The following is a 17062-nucleotide window of genomic DNA, read 5'->3' on the forward strand; positions in this document are numbered from 1 at the left end:
AAGCCGGGCCAGGAAAAACGAATCCCGCCCGAAGGCGGGACTCCCCCCTCAACACCACGAAGAACGGCGTTCTTCCCATGGTGCCACGGCGTCTGGTGAACGCCTCCGGCGCGAAGGGGGATTCGGTGGAGAGACCCCCTTCGCGCCGGAGGTCTCGGACGCGCAGGGGGTTCGGAGCGCAGAGACGAGCAGATCTCACGTCCTGGGCAGGACCCGGCCGGCGACGAGTGCCCCGGTGGCCGCCATCAGCGCCGTCAGCCCGAAACAGAGCACGTAGACGGCGACCGAGGCGCCCAGGGCCGCGAGGAGAGCCCCGGTGATCGCCACCGCGACAACCGTGTAGACCGACTCGGCGACACCGAGCGACGCACTGTTCTCCCCCTCCTGCCCCGGGGGCGACAGCTCCAGGATGAGCACGGAAAGCGTCGGGTAGACGATGCCCATACCGAAGCCCAGGATGATCTCGCCGAGGAAGGCGGTGGCGACCGGGACGACGGCGAAGACGGTCAGGCCCATCAGCGCGAGGCCCGCGGCGATCAGCACCGAGCCGGAACGCAGCACCACAACCCGGTCGAACCGCTTGCGGCCCACCAGCCAGGACCCGAACGACCAGCTCAGCGCGCCGCCGGTCAAGGTGAGACCGGCCATCGTCAGCGACAGGCCACGCTCCTGGTTCAGCATCAGCGGCAGGAACGCCTCACCCCCGATGGCCGCGCCCGCCGCGATCCCGCGCAGGGAGATCACCGAGGGCAGCCCACGGGCCGCGCGCAGGGTTCCCGGGGGGAGCAGCCGGGGCAGCGCCGCGACCAACGTGGCCAGGCCGGCGGCGAGCAGGACGAACCCGGTGCCGCGCGCCGCGCCGCCGGCCTCCGTGAGCGCCGACGCGCCGTACTGTATGAGCGCCGCCCCTGCCGCGACGAGCAGCGCCCAGCCCAGCCGGCGCGCGATCGAGGACCGGGCGCCGGACGGCCGCTTCGTCACCTCTCCTTCACCCGTCCCTGACACCGCCGCACCCGCGCCGGCCTCCGGAACCGGCTCCATCACCGCCCCCGCCCCTGGTCCCGCTGACACCGGCACCGGTTCCGTCTCGGCCTTCTCCGGCTTCGCCATCGGCGCGGAGGCCAGCCCGCGCCAGAGCAGCAGCGCCGCCGGGAGGAGGATCCCCGTCACGCCGATGAAGACCCAGCGCCAGCCCACGTTCTCCACCACGATGCCGGTGATCACCGGCCCCACCATGGAGGGCACCACCCAGGCCGTCGCGAAGATCGCGAATACCCTCGGGTGAAGTTCCGCCGGATAGGAGCGCGAGACCAGCACGTACATCGAGACCTGCAGGATGCCCGCGCCGAATCCCTGCACGAACCGGCCCACGATGAACGCGTCCATCGTCGGCGCCGCCCCGGCGACGACCAGCCCGACGGCGAAGATCGCCACACCGGTCCACAGCGGCGCGACCGGCCCTTTGCGATCCCCCCACCACCCGCCCAGCACCGTCGCGACCACCCCGGCCGCCAGCGCCCCGCTGAACGCCAGCCCGTACAGCGCGTGACCGTCCAGCTCGTCGGCCACGACCGGCATCGCGGTGGCCACCGCGAGATATTCGAAGGCGGCCAGGAAGATGAGGGCCACCATCCCGACCGTGAGAGCGCGGTGGCTCCGGGCGAATATCCCGGCGGGAGGCTTGTCGGTCATCACGGTGGTCATGGGGTCGACGGTACGGCCACCGCGCGGCGGCACGCATCGGCCCCCGGATCAGCCCTTGGTCGTAGGACCGGTGTCCACCGACGCGGGAGGCCGGGCTCGGGCGCCCCATACCGTTTCACGTCGATTCCGGCCGACGCCCACGACGCGGGAGGCCAAGCCCAGCGGCAGCGGCAGCGGCAGCGGCAGCGGCAGCGGCAGCGGCAGCGGCAGCGGCAGCGGCAGCGGCAGCGGCAGCGGCGGAGAATATTAACGACCGTTCGGTCATATTGTTTGCTAGGGTTCCAGACATGATCGACGGACGAATCCAGCGCGGAGAGCGCACTCGCCGAACGGTCCTCGACGCCGCCGTCCGGCTCGCCTCGGTCGAAGGGCTCGACGGCCTGTCACTCGCCCGGCTGACCGCGACACTCGGCGTGAGCAAGTCCGGACTTTTCACTCATTGGTCCGACAAACAATCGCTTCAACTCGCGATCGTGGAACACGCCAGAAAACAGTGGACCGAGCAGATCGTCGAGCCCGCCCTGCGCGGCCCTCGGGGGGTGCGCAGGCTGTGGACCCTGCACGAGCGCCGCATCGACTTCTACCGCGCGGGACACCTGCCCGGCGGCTGCTTCTTCGGCACCGTCGACGGCGAGTTCGACGACCGCCCCGGCCCGGTCCACGACGCCGTCGCCGACGCCGTCGGCAGTTGGATGAACCTGCTGACCCGGCTCAGCGAGCTCGCGATCGAGCTGGGCGAGCTGCGGCCCGGCACCGACCCCGCCCAGCTCGCCTTCGAGATCGAGGCACTCGGCTCGGTCGTGGTCGTCCACACCCACCTGCTCAAACGCGAGCACAGCTACCGGTTCGCGCGCACGGCCGTCCTCGAACGGCTCCGTTCCCTCTCGACCGACCCCGGCGTCCTCCCGGAGACCTGACATGACGACCGTCCTGCGGAGCGGGCACATCCAGCCCGTCCAGATCCACTTCGACGACCTCGACGCGATGGGCGTCGTCCACAACGCCCGCTACGTCCTGCTTCTCGAGCGGGCGCTGTCCGACTACTGGGCCGAGCGAGGGTGGCCGTTCGACCCCGCCCGGTCACACTTCGCCGAGATCTTCTTCGTGGTACGTGAGTTCTCCATCACCTACCACACGCCGATCAACACCGTGGGCGAGGCCGCGGTGCACTTCTGGCTGGAACGCCTGGGCACCACCAGCGTGGTGTACGGCTTCCGTGTGCTGTCGGCCGACCACACCGTCGTGCACGCCGAGGGCCGCCGGGTCCAGGTCAGGCTCGACCCGGCCACGCTGCGACCGAGCCCGATGAGCGAGCCCCTGCGCGACTCCCTCAAGCAACTGCTCGCCCTCACGCCCTGACCGCGCCACGAGCCGGCCCGGCCCCCTCAACCCCGACCGCGCCAAGAGCCGGCCCGGGCGCCGCACGTTCCGGCCGCACCACAATCCGGTCCGCGTCCCTCACGCCGCGGACCGGACTGTGGCCCGGTTCAGGTCCCACGGACCATGCCACGGCCCGGTTCAGGTCCCACGGACCACTGACCGTGCCACGGCCCGGTTCAGGTCCAGGCCACGGACCGCGCACGGCGAGCCGGGGCCGTCGTCCCCTGACGTCCCGGTGAGGGCGGGCCCCCGTGGCCCCTACCGCCCTCACCGGGACGGGATCAGGTGGCGGTGCGCTCCAGCCTGCGCTCGGCCCACTGGCCGATGTCGCGGCGCTCGATCGCCGCGGCCATCAGGTCGGGGAAGGCGTCGGGAGTGCAGGCGAAGGCGGGCACCCCCATCGCCGCGAGCGCCGCGGCGTTGTCGTGGTCGTAGAAGGGCGCCCCCTCGTCCGAGAGCGCGAGCAACACGATCACCTGGACACCGGACGCGGTCATCTGGGCGACCCTGCGGAGCATCTCCTCCCGTACGCCGCCCTCGTAGAGGTCGCTGATCAGGATGAAGATCGAGTCATTGGGCCGGGTGATGAGCCCCTGGCTGTAGGCGATGGCCCGGTTGATGTCGGTGCCGCCGCCGAGCTGGGTGCCGAACAGCAGCTCCACCGGGTCGTGGAGCTGGTCGGTGAGATCGACGACCGCCGTGTCGAAGACGACCAGCGAGGTCCTCAGCGAACTCATCGAGGCGAGCACCGCGCCGAAGACGCTCGAATAGACGACGGAGGCGGCCATCGACCCGCTCTGGTCGATGCAGAGCACGACCTCGCGCTGGACCGCCCGCTGCCGCCTGCCGTACCCGACGAGCCTGGACGGGATCACCGTGTTGCGCTCGGGCAGGTAGTTCTTCAGGTTGGCCCGGATCGTGCGGTCCCAGTCGATGTCGGCGACCCGCTTGGGCCGGTGGGTCCTCGCCGACCGGTCCAGGGCGCCGGTCACCGCGGCCTTCGTCTTCTGCACCAGTTTCCGCTCCAGCTCGGAGACGACCTTGCGGACCAGTGCCCTGGCCGACTCGCGCGCCTTCTCCGGCATCACCCGGTTGAGCGAGAGGAGCGTGCCGACCATGTGGACGTCCGGCTCGACGGCTTCCAGCATCTCCGGCTCCATCAGCAGCCGGGTCAGGTTCAGCCGCTCGACGGCGTCCTTCTGCATGACCTGGACGACGGTCGAGGGGAAGTAGGAGCGGATGTCGCCCAGCCAGCGCGCCACCCTGGGCGCGGAGGCGCCGAGGCCACCGCTCCGCTCCGCCCCCTCGCCGCCGCCGTTGTACAGGGCGGCCAGCGCGCCGTCCATCTGGGCGTCGGCACCGGTGAGCGAGCACCCTGTGCCGTCCGCGTCGCCGCCCAGGACCATTCGCCAGCGGCGGAGTCTCTCATCCATCGGCGCTGCCCGTCCTTCCAGAGATCGCCGGTCCCAGAATCGTCAGCACGGTCCGCACGGCCGCCGCCGCGCGCTCCTCGTCGAAGTCCTCCGCGTCCGGCGCGAGGTCGCCGCTGCCCGTGCCCAGGGAGCGGACGCGCGAGCCGATCGAGCGCCGCTCCGGGGCGGCGAAGGCGCCGAACGTCCTGCGGAGCAGGGGGAGCACGTCGACGAAGGTCTCGGGGGCGAGCCCGGTGAGCCACTCGTCGATCAGCCCGAGCAGCCGGGGGTCGTGCACGAGCAGCAGCCCGCCCCCCGACAGGAATCCCTCGATCCAGGCGGCCGCCCTGGCCGGCGGGTGTCCCGCCGACATCGCCCGCGACATCCGCCGTCCGACCTCGGCCGTGTCGAGGTCGGCGGCGTCCAGCAGGATCCTGGTGAGCCGTCCCTCGATGAGCCCGTGCAGGTCGGTGCGGCCGCAGGCCCCGCGCAGTGCCACCAGCCACCGTTCCCGCGGCGCCTCCTCTCCGACCTTTCCTGACTCCCCGGAACCCCCCTCGGGGGCATGGGCGCCGTCCGGGTCGGTGGGGCCGGTGTCGAGCAGGGCGACGGCGGCGTGGACGGCGTCGATGTGCCGGATCAGGTCGCGGGCGGCGTCGTCGTCGAGACCGGTGACGGCGCCACCCAGGCCGACGCAGATCCTGGTGAGCATCGCCTCCACGATGGTGGCCAGGCCGGTGGCCGGGGTGCCGCGCACGTCGCCGTAGCGCTGGGCGCGGACCATCGCCGGGAGCGCGTCCATCAGGTGCGTGACGTCGTTGTCGAGAGCGGCCCGCGCCGAGAGGGCGTCGAGCACGTACGGCAGCGCTTCCGGCAGGTCGGCGACGAGGCAGCGCTCCACCAGGCCGGTGAGCCCGGCCAGCGTCACACCGCCGGGCCCACCGGTCCCGCCCCGCCCGCCACCTCCCGGGCCGGCCGTCCCCGGAGCACCGCCTCCCGGACCGGCCGCACCGCCGGAGGCACCGTTTCGGGAGGCTGTGCCGGGTGCTCCTCCCCCGTCGGCGAGGTCTCGGACGCGCGCGGCGGCGGCGGCCGGGACGGTCGTGCCCCAGGAACTCGCCTCGATCAGGTCGATGTCGAACTCGGGCCGCCAGGCGAGCGACCACGACTCGCGGAAGGTGCCCTTGCTCCGGCTCTCCTGGGGGGTGCCCCAGCCGACGCCGAGCAGGCGCAGCCGGTGCAGCAGCCTGCTGCGCTCCAGGTCGAGCGGTTTGCGCAGGTCGAGGTCGTACTCCCGATCGAGCGCCTCGGGCTTGAGCCTCACCCGCCGCTGCTCCTCGCGCAGATGACGCTGGAGAGGGACCATCGGGGTGTCGTCGGGCACCTGGCCGAGCCGCTCCCCGACGACCATACGCCGCTGGATCAGCTCGACCGGCAGGTCGTCGCCCTCGCACAGCACCGCCCTGACCGCCTCGGTGACCTCGGCCAGCCCGGCCAGCGGCCGTCCCCTGAGCACGGCCAGGCTTTCCGCGAGCCGGACCGCCTCGATGACGTGCGCGGAGGAGACCGGCAGGTCCTCCTCGCGGAGCACTCCGGCCGCCACCGTCAACCACCGCTCGACCGGCCGGTCGGGGGAGGCGAACAGGTGGTCGTACCAGCCGGGGGAGGTCACTCCCGCGCCGTACCCGCTCCAGGCGGCCAGCCGCCCGTACGTCCACGGCACCCAGGTCATCTCGGCCTTGACCTTGGGCAGTCCTCTGAGCAGCGCGTCGTCGGCCTTCGCCGTGGGCAGCCCGGCTCCCCAGGGCGCGCCCTCGCGCGACGTGCCCGTCAGCGCGGGGACGTGCCAGGCCCCGCAGACCACGGCGATCCGCTCGAACCCGTCTTTCACCGCCCTGCGGATCGTGCGCCGCATGAATGCCTCGCGCCGCGCCTCGTACGCGTCGGCGACGTGCCCCTCGCGGACGGCCTCCATCGCCTCGGCGATCATGTGGAACGGGGTGTCGCCGCGGTGCTCGACCGCGTCCTCCCACCACCGCTCCGGGTCGTCGTACCCGGCGGCGCGGGCGAGAGTGCCGATCGGATCGATCCGTACGGACTCCGGGGCGGCGTCGTCCGCCCCGCCGTCCGTGTCGCCGTCCGTGTCGCCGTCGTGGGCCGCTTCGTCCCGGGTGTCGGGGGCCTTGTCGTCCGGTCCTCCCGCTCCGGTGTCCTCCGGTGCCTCCTGCCGCCTGCGCTCCCCCGGCCCGGCGCCCTCGGGCTCGCCGGGACGGGAGGCGAGGCCGTGCACGGCCGGCAGGTCGCAGAAGCGGACCGGGATGTCCGCCGCGACGGCGTGGCGGATCGCCTGCCACTCGGGGGAGAACACCGCGAACGGCCAGAACGCGGCCCTGGACGGCTCACCCGGTACGTGGGCGAGCAACGCGACCGGCGGCCGCAGGTCGGGATCACGGGCCAGCCTGACCAGCTCGTCCGCCTCGGGCGGGCCCTCGATGAGAACGACGTCCGGCTTGAGGCGTTCGAGCTCGTCGCGCAGGGACCGCGCCGACCCCGGGCCGTGGTGCCGGATTCCCAGCACGGAGACGCTCATCGGCGTCCCCCGCCCGCTCGGGGAAGAAGCGTGACCGGCACCGACGACATGGGAACCGGGAGGGCGAAGACCTGTGAGAGGGTGACCGGACGCGCGAAGACCGGCGGCACGGAGACAGGAACCGGGGCGGCCGAGAACGCGGAGACCGGGAAGGCGCCCGTCTCGGGGGCCATCGCCTCAGCCCGCGTCACGGCAGGCCCGGTAGAAGTCGCGCCAGTCCTGGCGCTCGCGCACCACGGTCTCCAGGTATTCGCGCCAGACGACGCGGTCGGAGACCGGGTCCTGGATCACGGCGCCGACGATGCCCGAGGCCACGTCGGAGGCGCGGAGCACCCCGTCGCCGAAGTGCGCGGCCAGGGCGATGCCGTTGGTGAGGACGGAGATGGCCTCGGCGGTGCTGAGCGTTCCGCTGGGGGACTTGACCTTGGTGCGGCCGTCCTCGGTGACACCGGTGCGCAGTTCCCTGAAAACCGTGACCACGCGGCGGATCTCCTCCAGGCCGGTAAGGGTCTCGGGCAACTCCAGCGAACGGCCGAGCTGGCCGACCCGCCGGGAGACGATGTCCACCTCCTCCTCGGCGGTGGCGGGGACCGGCAGCACGACGGTGTTGAACCTGCGGCGCAGTGCGCTCGACAGGTCGTTGACGCCCCGGTCGCGGTCGTTCGCGGTGGCGATGATGTTGAAACCACGCGCGGCCTGGACCTCCCGGTTGAGCTCGGGGATCGGCAGCGTCTTCTCCGACAGGACGGTGATCAGCGCGTCCTGGACGTCGGAGGGCATGCGGGTCAGCTCCTCCACGCGGGCGAGCCGCCCTTCGGCCATCGCCCGCATCACCGGGCTTGGCGTGAGCGCCTCCATGGACGGGCCCTCGGCGAGCAGCCTGGCGTAGTTCCAGCCGTAGCGGACGGCCTCCTCCGCGGTGCCCGCCGTCCCCTGCACCAGGAGGGTGGAGTCGCCGCTGATCGCGGCGGCCAGGTGCTCGGACAGCCAGGTCTTGGCGGTGCCGGGCACGCCGAGCAGCAGCAGCGCGCGGTCGGTGGCGAGCGTCGCCACGGCCACCTCGACGATGCGCCGCGGTCCGATGTACTTGGGGGTGATCTGGTCGCCGTCGCCCAGGACGTAGGTGGTCACCGCCCAGGGCGACAGCTTCCAGCCCGGCGGACGGGTGCGATCGTCGCCCTTGGCCAGGATCGCCAGCTCCTCGGCGTACTGGTCTTCGGCGTGGGCCCGCAGAACCGTTGTCACTATCTGAGCTCCTTCAACATGTCGTCACGGAAACGCAGGAGGGCGGCGACCTCCTGGATGGGGGGCTCCGGCGAGAGGCGCCCGGCCATGTCGTGCAGGGTGGGGTCGACGCGTTCGCCGGCGAGTCTGGCCAGCTCCCCGAGGTTCCACGGCTGGGTGCCGGAAACGTCGATGATCTTCTGGAGGACGGCCGTGGCCAGGACGGGTCCCCAGGGGGCCGCGGCCCCGCCGAGGACCATGATCAGCTGACCGTCCAGGCCGTGCCGCCGGACGAAGTCGGCCGCGACGATCTCCTGCTTGTCGCGGGGCAGCGCGGCCAGCAGATCGGCGAGCGGATCCCAGGCGAAGAGCTCCAGCGCCCACTCCGGGTCGCCCTGGATGACGGAGGCCCTGACCCAACCGGCCATGAGCTCCCGACCCCAGTCGACGATCTTCATTCGGACCAGGTCGCGGGGCGGTCGTCCGAGCAGCCGAGGCCAGACGCCGAGCGGGGTGCGGGCCACGGCCTGCTGCAGCCACCAACTCCGCTCACCGGTCCCCCGGGGCGGTTTCGCCCGGATGCCGTCGCGCTCCATGCTGCTGTCGCAGGCCACCGGCGGGGTGACGTGGATCTCGCCGCCGGAGACGGTGACGTAGCGGGCGACCCGCTCGGCCATGCGCAGGGCCAGGCGCGATCCGGGGAGCCGGGTGAGCAGGTCGGCGGCCTGGTTGCGGACCTCACGGCGGCGGTCGTCGAGCGCGGCCTCCAGGAACGGCTCGTCGTCGGGCGAGAGCCCGGTGACGAGCACCTCCAGGAACGCCGCCCTGTCCTCGGCGGTCTCCTTCTCCCAGTCGGCGGCGAGCAGTTCCCTCGCTCTCGCCGGGTCGGTCGCCCGCAGCGCTCCCAGATGGACGCGGCGGTCACCGAAGGTGCCGAACTCCCAGATCTCGGAGACCTCGTCGGAGCCGGTGGCGGCGGCTCCGGTGACCTCCTCCAGCAGGAAGGCCCACGCCGGGTTCAGCCCGGCCAGCCAGCGTCCGCGGTTTCCCGCGAGGACGCCGAGGTGCGGGCGGATCGACCGGTCCTTGGCCGCGTGGTCGAGAAGCTCGGGCAGCAGGTGCGGCGAGAGGCGGTATCCGCGCGCGGCCGCGGTCTCCAGCCACTCGGTGAGCAGCCTCGGCTGCTCACCGCCGAGGATGCGGGAGAGCCGCTCCCCCGCGGCGCGCGAGACCGCGGGCTGCTCCTCGGGCGCCGCGACGGCCGACGGCTCGCCCGCGGCGACCGGCCGCCGTCCCGCGCGCATCCGCAGCGTGTGCACGGCCGCGCGCCCGAGCAGCTCGACCTCGCTCGCCTCCTGACCCGGCAGAGGGCGCCGGTCGGTCCCGACGAGCGCGGTGGACACCAGGTCCTCCCATTCGGCGGAGGTGCTCACAGGACGATCACCCTGCCTTCCTCGTCCCAGGTCGTGAGGGGGCGCAGCCCTCTCGGGGTCCATTCGGCGGCGACGGTCAGCGGGTGTCCGCCGGAGGTGGCGACCAGCCGCCACGGGGTGCCGGCGGACGGATGGAGCGGCAGACCGCCGGAGGGCCCGGCCAGCAGCCGCGAACCGCTGCCCGCGGGGGTCACCCCCTCCAGCACGAGCGGCCAGGAGTCGAGCCAGGGGTCGCCCGCGAGGGCCTCGGCCACCTCGTCGAGAGCCTGCTCGACGGTGAGGCCTGGCGGCGGCCCCGCCATGGCGCCCCGGTCACGGGCGACGTCATGAGGGGCGGGACCGTCACGAACGTCGCCATGACGACCGGGATCGCGGTGGGCGAGGTCGTCGTGAGCGGGATCGCGGTGGGCGGGATCATGGCGAACGGTGTCGTGACGGGCGGCGACCACCGCGCGCAGCGGAGCGGAGCCGGGATAGAACGCCAGGTCGGCGTCGATGGTCGTGCCGGTGACGAGTGAGGCGTCGAGGGCCTGCCCGACCGGGGCGAACGAGAGCACCAGCGCCGCCCGGCCCGTCGCGCGCCCGCGAAGCCAGACCCGGCGCGCGATCAGCCGGTCGTGCTCCTCGTCTCGCCGTCCCAGCACGTCCCACAGGTCGCGCACGGTGCCGCGGGCGAGCACCTCCTCCTTCGTCATCGGGAAGCCGATCCGGTCGCGCACTTTTTCGAGAAGCCCCACGGGAGCCGCTTCCCCGCGTACCTCCTCGCCGTCCCGCGCGTCGGAACGGACCTCGGAGCCGCCGCCCACCCGGAGGGGAAGGCTTCGATGGGCCACGCAGAGCAGGTGCAGCAGCGCGTACTCGCTGAGGAGACGTGCGGGCCAGTCGTCGCCGTCCAGCGCGGCACCGAGGCGCGACAGCGAACCCGCGACGCCGGGCGCCTGGGCGTCGATCAGGCGTTTGACCAGTTCGTCCCACTGATCGTGGCGCCGCGACTTCGCGATGCCCTGTCTGACCTGGTCGGCGAGCCAGCGCTCCAGATCCGACAGCCCCGCGGTCACCCGCTGCTCGCGCTGCGCGGCCCGGCGACCGTCGGCAGGACCGGGCTCGGCGGCCCTGGCCGCGCGGGCCGTCCCCGCCTCCGCCGCCTTGGCGGCGCGACCGCGCCGCCCTTCGAGCCACTCGGCCACCCAGTCGGCGGGCTCCTCGGCGGCCGGAACACCGTCCGCCGACCACAGCAGCAACAGACCGAGGGCGTGTTTGCACGGAAACTTCCTGCTGGGGCAGTTGCACCGGTAGGCGGGCTCCGACAGGTCGACGCACGCCCGGTAGGGCTTGGAGCCGCTGCCCTTGCACTCGCCCCACACCGCGTCGGCGGTCACGCCGCATCCCGACCACTTGCCGGGGGAGGAAACGCCCTGGGCCGCTTTCTTGGACGAGGCGTCGGGCGCGAGCGCCAGCACCTGATCCCGGTTCCACCGTTCGATCACGGACCGAACCTAGCCAACCCCGCCGACAAATCCGGACCCGTCCGCGACGGCCGTCCCCCAGCACGTCGAACGGAACCACACCCCTCACGGAATCGCACCCCCAACGGCCGTCCCACGGCACGTCGGGCAGAACCGCACCCTCACGGAAGCACACTCCCGAGGGCCGTCCCCCAGCACGTCGAACAGAACCGCGTCCCCGGAAGTCCCTAGAATCGGTGCGATGACGACTCCTTCACGTCCTCCGCTCGCCGAGGCCCTCGACCTGCTGCCGCACCCCGAGGGCGGCTGGTTCCGGGAGACCTGGAAGACCTCCGTCGACCTCACCCCGCCCGGGTACGCCGGTGCGCGAGCCACCGCCACCGGGATCTACTTCCTGCTGGAGCCCGGTGAGGAGTCGCGCCCGCACGTGGTCACCTCCGACGAGGTGTGGTTCTGGCACCGGGGCGGCCCGCTGACCCTGATCCTCGGCGGCCACGAGGGCCAGCCCTCGGAGAGCGTGATCCTGGGGCCCAGGGTGGAGGACGGGCAGGTCCTCCAGGCCCTGGTGCCCGGCGGCACCTGGCAGGCCGCCCGTCCCACCGGCGACGAGGGCGTGCTGGTGAGCTGCGTCGTGTCACCGGGCTTCGACTTCGCCGACTTCCGCATGCTTTGACGGAATGCTTTGACGGAGGACGTGCTCGGCTCCGCCGCACGGCCGGGGCCGAGTTCCGCGTGGCCGGACGGGTCGCGTACGGGTTCCGCCGCCCTTCGCATGCTCCGATGGACGACAGGGCGGACGGACCGGCGCGAGGAGATGACGCGAACGGACTCCCGCCGAGGTGACGGGTTCCCGGATCGCGGGGAGAATGCGGTCAAGGTCCACACCGGGAGGTCGAGGATGACCAGCGAGATCGTCTCCGTCATCGGCGGAAAGGAAACGTCCAACGGCACGGCCTACGAGTCGGTCAACCCGGCTCGGGTGGACGAGGTGGTCGCGCGGGTCCGGCTGGCGGACGCGAGCACGTTCTCCTCCGCGTGCCGCACGGCCGCCGCCGCGCAACGGGAGTGGGCGCGGGTCCCCGCGCCCGTGCGGGGTCGGGTGATCGCCTCGATCGGACGCCTGGTGGAGGCGAACGCCGAGGAGCTGGCCCGCCTCGTCACCCGCGAGATCGGCAAGCCCTACGCCGAGGCGCTGGGCGAGGTGCGCGAGATCGTCGACACGTGCGACTTCTTCCTCGGCGAGGGCAGACGGCTGTACGGGCAGACAGTCCCCTCGGAGATGCCGGACAAGAACCTGTTCACCTTCCGGGTCCCCGTGGGGGTGGCCGCGGTGATCACGGCGGGCAACTTCCCCGTGGCGGTGCCGTCGTGGTATCTGGTCCCGGCCCTGCTGTGCGGCAACGCGGTGGTGTGGAAGCCCGCCGAGTACGCGGCGGCCTCCGCGCACGCGCTCTACCGGCTGTTCGTCGCGGCGGGGCTGCCCGACGGCGTGCTGAACCTGGTTCTCGCCGACGGCGCCGCGACGTTCGAGGGGTTGGAGGCGGCCCTGGCGGAGGGCACGGTGCACAAGGTCGGGTTCACCGGCTCCACCGAGGTGGGCCGCCGTGTCGGCGAGCTGTGCGGGCGCCACCTGCAGTCTCCGTGCCTGGAGCTGGGCGGCAAGAACCCGATGGTGGTGATGCCCGACGCCGACCTCGACCTGGCCGTGGAGGGCGCGCTGTTCGCGGGCTTCGGCACCGCCGGGCAGCGGTGCACGTCGCTCGGCACGGTGATCGTGCACGAGAGCGTCCACGGGGAGTTCCTCGGCCGGTACGCACGCGCCGTGGCCGGGGCCGCGATCGGCGACCCCTCGGGGGACGTGCTGTGCGGGCCGCTGCTCGACCAGAGGTTCGCCGCGCGCTACGAGGAGTATCTGGGCTGGATCCAGCCGCACCACACGGTCGCCTCCGGCCCCATCGGCCGCATCACCTCGGACAACCCGCGCGGCGACTTCACCGGGGAAGGCGGTCTCTACTATCACCCGGTGATCGTGGACGGCGTCCGCCCCGGAGACCGGCTCTTCCTGGAGGAGACCTTCGGCCCCATCGTCGGCGTGACGTCTTTCGACACGCTGGACGAAGCCGTCGAGCTGGCCAATCTCCCCGGCTACGGGCTCTCCTCCTCCGTCTACACCACCGACCCGGCGTCGGCGTTCCGCTTCCGCGAGGGCATCGGCGCGGGCATGGTCAGTGTCAACAACTCCACCTCGGGCGCGGAGGCCCACCTCCCCTTCGGCGGCAACGGCAAGTCGGGCAACGGCAGCCGCCAGTCGGGGATGTGGGTCCTCGACCAGTTCACCCGCTGGCAGGCGATGAACTGGGACCACTCGGGCAGGCTCCAGAAAGCCCAGATGGACGTCGCCGAGATCGTCCCCGACCTGGACTTCCGCCTGTCGACCTGACCCCTTTCAGTGGTGTTTCGCCACGTACTCGAAGACCTCGAAGCCGGTGAAGAGCACGAGCGCGACGGTGAGGAGGGCGTACAGCAGGACGGGCTGCGCCAGGAGGCGACGCGGCCGGGGTACGGCGGGTGAGAGTCCGGGCTCGACGTCGGGAACGGGGGTGGGGTCGGGGACCACGGGGGACATCGCCGAGGTCGGCGCGGCGGTGACGCGGGGGTGCGCGCTCGGCGGGAGGGCTCGGACGCCGTCGCGGCCGCAGGCGGGACAGCTCGCCCCCGACCAGGGCGGCTGGACCACGACACCCGACCGCAGCCAGAGAACGGCATCGTGTCCGTGCCCGTCGCTCAGATGGCGGACGAGGTATTCCTCCTGCCACCGGTGCCCGCAGTGCGCGCACCCCAGCGGCCAGGTCTCGTGAGCACTGAATTCCTCGTGCACGAGGACCCCCTCAGTCGTGTCAACGAATATCCGTCCTGAGTGTGAACTCACTCCCCCGTCACAACAAGTGATGAAACAGTACGAAAACCGTTACGACCACATAGTGAGACTATTCTTCTTGAAATATGAGACTCCTGCTACGGTCCGAAGAGCGCGACGACAAGGGAGGGTTCCCATGACAGGCAAGGACGCCGTCTACACGCACGGGCATCACGAGTCCGTGCTCAGGTCCCACAGGTGGCGTACGGCGGAGAACTCGGCGGCACACCTTCTGCCGCACCTGAGACCGGGCATGAGGCTGCTGGACGTGGGGTGCGGACCGGGCACCATCACGGCCGACCTGGCGGAGCGGGTCGCACCCGGCGCGGTCACCGCGGTCGACATCACCGAGGAGGCGCTCGGGCCGGCCCGCGTGGAGGCGGAGCGGCGCGGCCGTTCCGACATCACGTTCGCCGTGGCGGACGTGCACGCGCTGGAGTTCCCCGACGACACCTTCGACGTCGTCCACGCCCACCAGGTGCTGCAGCACGTCGGCGACCCGGTCCAGGCGCTGCGCGAGATGCGGCGGGTCTGCGCACCGGGCGGCGTCGTCGCGGTACGCGACAGCGACTACGCCACGTTCACCTGGTTCCCCGACACACCCGCGCTGGAGGAGTGGCTGGACCTGTACCAGAGGGTGGCGAGGGCGAACGGCGGCGAACCCGACGCGGGACGGCGGCTGCTGTCGTGGGCGCACGCGGCGGGGTTCACCGACGTCTCGGCCACCTCCTCCGCCTGGTGCTTCGCCACTCCCGACGACCGCGCGTGGTGGGGAGGCATGTGGGCCGATCGGGTCCTGAAGTCGGACATGGCCCGCCAGGCGCTCGCCTCGGGCGCCGCCACCCAGGAGGACCTGCACCGTATTTCGGAGGGCTGGCGGTCCTGGGCCGCGGATCCGGACGGCTGGCTGTCGCTGCTCCACGGCGAGCTGATCTGCCGCGTCTGAGCCTCGACGCCTCGCGCCCCCCGCCTCCCCGAGGCTTCCCGGCCGCTCCGCCCTCCCACACGCCCGCGCGATCCGGCGTTCCCGAGGTTCCCCGATCTCGGGCGAGGGGAAGGCCGGTGGACTCGGGGCGCCCGGTGGGGGCGCCCCGAGGAAGGGTCAGGGCTGCTGAGTGATCTTGACGTTGTCGATCCCGGCCTCGACCAGGGAGGCGCCCGAGGCGTCACCGGCCTCGATCAGGACGCGGACCGTCTGCCCCGCGAAGGCGGAGAGGTTGGCCGTCGCCACGGCCCAGGCTCCGTTGCGGTTGGAGGCCGCGCCGAGCTGCTGGAACACCTGGGTAGTGGTGGAGCCGACGACCTTCACGCGCAGGAAGTCGGCGCTTGAGGAGTTGGAACCGTGTGCCAGATACCACGACAGCGACAGGTTCAGCGTCCCGGTCGACGGCAGGGTGATGGCCGGGGAGCGGATGCTGGTGATGCCTCCGTCGACGTCGTAGTCGCCGGCCGCGGAACCCGCGAGCCTACCGGTGACCAGGTCGTTGGTGCCGCTCACGGTGGTGCCGAGCTGCTTGGCGCCACTGGAGTTGGTGGCCTGCGGGACGCCGCGCTCCCACTGGCCGGAGGTGGCGGTGTCGGTCCCCGACGGGTTGGTCGTCCAGCCGGTCGCCGTCTCGAACTCGTCGGAGTAGACGGTCACCGGCGGGGTGCCGGTCCCGCAGTACTGCGACTCCTTGCCGATGATCCGGTAGACGCAGTCGGCGTACTCCAGGAAGCGCAGCGTGGCCTCCTTGTTGCGGGTCGTCTGCGGACCGATCTGCTCGTCAGGGGGATAGAAGCCCGGCGAGGAACTGACCGGGTACATCTCGAAGGTGTAACTGAAGATCTTGTAGACGCCCCACAGCCAGTCGTCGATCGTGCCGTCGGTGATGTAGAGGTCGCTGGCCTGCTGGGGGGTGTAGTTGTTGGTGGAGGCCATGTTCTGTCCCAGGGCCGCGTGCGCGTCGCGGTCGTCCTGGGTGAGGCCGGGGCCGGTGTCGTTGTAGGTGTAGCCGTACGGCCACAGGATCAGCTCGCTGTAGGTGTGCCAGTCGATGTGCGCCTTGATCTGCTGCACACCGCCGACGACCCGGCTGCGCACCCAGTTGGCCACCGCCCTCACCTCGGGGGCCGATTCGGCCGCCGAGCCACGGTAGGTGTCGCTGGAGGCGGAGCCCGAGGAGCCTCCGCAGCAGCCCCAGTTGTAGCCCCAGTTGCGGTTCATGTCGGTGCCCACCGCCGAGGAGCCCGAGTTGGGCTGGCGGTTCTTGCGCCAGGAGCGGTAGGAGCCCGTGGCGATGTCGTACTCGCCGCCGTCGGGGTTGAGGTCCGGCATGATCCAGATCTCGCGGCCGTTGACCAGGTTGGTGATGCGGCTGTCGGTGCCGTACCCGTCGGTGAACAGGTTGAGCAGATAGATCGCCATCTCGACGGTCAGATGCTCGCGGGCGTGCTGGTGGTGGGTGAACAGCACCTCGGGTTCGTTCTCGTCCGTGTTGACGTTGTCGCTGATCTTGACGGCGATCAGGTCGCGTCCCTCGTACGAGGTGCCGTAGCTGATCTTGCGGGCGATCGCCGGGTGGTCGGCGACGATCTGGTTCACCGCCGCGGTCATCTCGGCGTAGTTGTGGTAGCCGGAGTCCGCCGACGGGAAGTCGGCGAGCCGCTCCGGCCCGGTCGGGTATAACGACTTGGGGATCTTCGTGACGGTGTAGCCGAGTTTCTTGATCTCGGCGACCTCCGCCTCACTGGCGGTGATCACGACCGAGTCGGGGTCGACCTGGTCGATCGCGGCGCCGGTGGCGGCCACCGCGCTTCGCTGCTGGGCGGTGCTCGGCCCCTGGACCTTGTACTGGCTGTTCGGTTGCGGCTCGGCCGAGGCTCCCGCCCCGGTCACACCGAGACATAACAGCGCCAGGGCGGCGAACACCACGATCAGACGGCGTCTCACCTGC

General features: G+C 71.9%; 13 protein-coding genes. 5 read left to right on the forward strand and 8 right to left on the reverse strand.

Annotated elements, in window-relative coordinates; genetic code table 11:
* Positions 1 to 195: 195 nt before the first annotated feature.
* Entirely contained in the window at positions 196 to 1704 is a 1509-nt protein-coding gene (locus tag ACFY3D_RS08990) for an MFS transporter (protein ID WP_389976738.1), read from the reverse strand.
* A 287-nt stretch (positions 1705 to 1991) separates the two neighbouring features.
* Between ACFY3D_RS08990 and ACFY3D_RS08995 the strand changes: the two genes are divergently transcribed.
* The gene (locus ACFY3D_RS08995) at positions 1992 to 2621 is read left to right on the forward strand and encodes a TetR/AcrR family transcriptional regulator (RefSeq protein WP_389976741.1); all 630 of its coding nucleotides are present in this window, start codon (positions 1992 to 1994) and stop codon (positions 2619 to 2621) included.
* A 1-nt stretch (position 2622) separates the two neighbouring features.
* Positions 2623 to 3063 carry a thioesterase family protein gene (locus ACFY3D_RS09000; RefSeq protein WP_362900535.1) on the forward strand — a complete coding sequence of 147 codons (441 nt, stop codon included), beginning with the start codon at positions 2623 to 2625 and terminating at the stop codon, positions 3061 to 3063.
* 302 nt (positions 3064 to 3365) lie between these two features.
* On the opposite strand, the gene ACFY3D_RS09005 is transcribed toward ACFY3D_RS09000, so the two are convergent.
* From ACFY3D_RS09005 to ACFY3D_RS09025, 5 genes are all read right to left on the reverse strand, one after another.
* On the reverse strand, positions 3366 to 4517 hold the full coding sequence (locus tag ACFY3D_RS09005; RefSeq protein WP_389976744.1) for a VWA domain-containing protein: 1152 nt from the start codon (positions 4515 to 4517) through the stop codon (positions 3366 to 3368).
* Positions 4510 to 7086, reverse strand: coding sequence for a DUF5682 family protein (locus ACFY3D_RS09010; RefSeq protein ID WP_389976747.1), 2577 nt, complete (start codon positions 7084 to 7086; stop codon positions 4510 to 4512). The genes ACFY3D_RS09005 and ACFY3D_RS09010 overlap by 8 nt, the downstream gene beginning before the upstream one ends.
* Before the next feature lie 177 nt (positions 7087 to 7263).
* Complete coding sequence (locus ACFY3D_RS09015; RefSeq protein ID WP_350944181.1) at positions 7264 to 8331, reverse strand: AAA family ATPase; 1068 nt, start codon at positions 8329 to 8331, stop codon at positions 7264 to 7266.
* Positions 8331 to 9743 carry a DUF5691 domain-containing protein gene (locus ACFY3D_RS09020; RefSeq protein ID WP_389976750.1) on the reverse strand — a complete coding sequence of 471 codons (1413 nt, stop codon included), beginning with the start codon at positions 9741 to 9743 and terminating at the stop codon, positions 8331 to 8333. The genes ACFY3D_RS09015 and ACFY3D_RS09020 overlap by 1 nt, the downstream gene beginning before the upstream one ends.
* Positions 9740 to 11230, reverse strand: a complete 1491-nt coding sequence (locus tag ACFY3D_RS09025) for an SWIM zinc finger family protein (protein ID WP_389976753.1) — start codon at positions 11228 to 11230, stop codon at positions 9740 to 9742. The genes ACFY3D_RS09020 and ACFY3D_RS09025 overlap by 4 nt, the downstream gene beginning before the upstream one ends.
* Before the next feature lie 220 nt (positions 11231 to 11450).
* Between ACFY3D_RS09025 and ACFY3D_RS09030 the strand changes: the two genes are divergently transcribed.
* Both ACFY3D_RS09030 and ACFY3D_RS09035 read left to right on the forward strand, forming a co-directional pair.
* Complete coding sequence (locus ACFY3D_RS09030) at positions 11451 to 11882, forward strand: cupin domain-containing protein (RefSeq protein WP_389976756.1); 432 nt, start codon at positions 11451 to 11453, stop codon at positions 11880 to 11882.
* Positions 11883 to 12107: 225 nt separating this feature from the next.
* The gene (locus tag ACFY3D_RS09035) at positions 12108 to 13649 is read left to right on the forward strand and encodes an aldehyde dehydrogenase family protein (RefSeq protein ID WP_389976759.1); all 1542 of its coding nucleotides are present in this window, start codon (positions 12108 to 12110) and stop codon (positions 13647 to 13649) included.
* Between the two features lie 6 nt (positions 13650 to 13655).
* Here the strand turns inward: ACFY3D_RS09035 and ACFY3D_RS09040 are convergent, their stop codons facing one another.
* A complete protein-coding gene (locus ACFY3D_RS09040) occupies positions 13656 to 14087 on the reverse strand; it encodes a hypothetical protein (protein ID WP_389976762.1) in 432 nt (143 codons plus the stop codon).
* 175 nt (positions 14088 to 14262) lie between these two features.
* On the opposite strand from ACFY3D_RS09040, the gene ACFY3D_RS09045 reads away from it, so the two are divergent.
* Complete coding sequence (locus ACFY3D_RS09045) at positions 14263 to 15072, forward strand: class I SAM-dependent methyltransferase (protein ID WP_389976765.1); 810 nt, start codon at positions 14263 to 14265, stop codon at positions 15070 to 15072.
* A 156-nt stretch (positions 15073 to 15228) separates the two neighbouring features.
* Here the strand turns inward: ACFY3D_RS09045 and ACFY3D_RS09050 are convergent, their stop codons facing one another.
* Entirely contained in the window at positions 15229 to 17058 is a 1830-nt protein-coding gene (locus ACFY3D_RS09050) for a M14 family zinc carboxypeptidase (RefSeq protein ID WP_389976767.1), read from the reverse strand.
* Between the last annotated feature and the right edge of the window lie 4 nt (positions 17059 to 17062).

Origin of the sequence: Streptosporangium sp. NPDC000509 (assembly GCF_042898365.1) — a bacterium.
In the GTDB taxonomy this organism is placed as follows: Bacteria; Actinomycetota; Actinomycetes; order Streptosporangiales; family Streptosporangiaceae; genus Streptosporangium.

Excerpts from the sequence above, each read along its gene's own strand:
- ACFY3D_RS09000 (WP_362900535.1), top strand. The coding sequence starts at position 2,623 with ATGACGACCGTCCTGCGGAGCGGGCACATCCAGCCCGTCCAGATCCAC.
- ACFY3D_RS08990 (WP_389976738.1), bottom strand. The coding sequence starts at position 1,704 with ATGACCACCGTGATGACCGACAAGCCTCCCGCCGGGATATTCGCCCGG.
- ACFY3D_RS09030 (WP_389976756.1), top strand. The coding sequence starts at position 11,451 with ATGACGACTCCTTCACGTCCTCCGCTCGCCGAGGCCCTCGACCTGCTG.
- ACFY3D_RS09005 (WP_389976744.1), bottom strand. The coding sequence starts at position 4,517 with ATGGATGAGAGACTCCGCCGCTGGCGAATGGTCCTGGGCGGCGACGCG.
- ACFY3D_RS09010 (WP_389976747.1), bottom strand. The coding sequence starts at position 7,086 with ATGAGCGTCTCCGTGCTGGGAATCCGGCACCACGGCCCGGGGTCGGCG.
- ACFY3D_RS09035 (WP_389976759.1), top strand. The coding sequence starts at position 12,108 with ATGACCAGCGAGATCGTCTCCGTCATCGGCGGAAAGGAAACGTCCAAC.
- ACFY3D_RS09045 (WP_389976765.1), top strand. The coding sequence starts at position 14,263 with ATGACAGGCAAGGACGCCGTCTACACGCACGGGCATCACGAGTCCGTG.
- ACFY3D_RS08995 (WP_389976741.1), top strand. The coding sequence starts at position 1,992 with ATGATCGACGGACGAATCCAGCGCGGAGAGCGCACTCGCCGAACGGTC.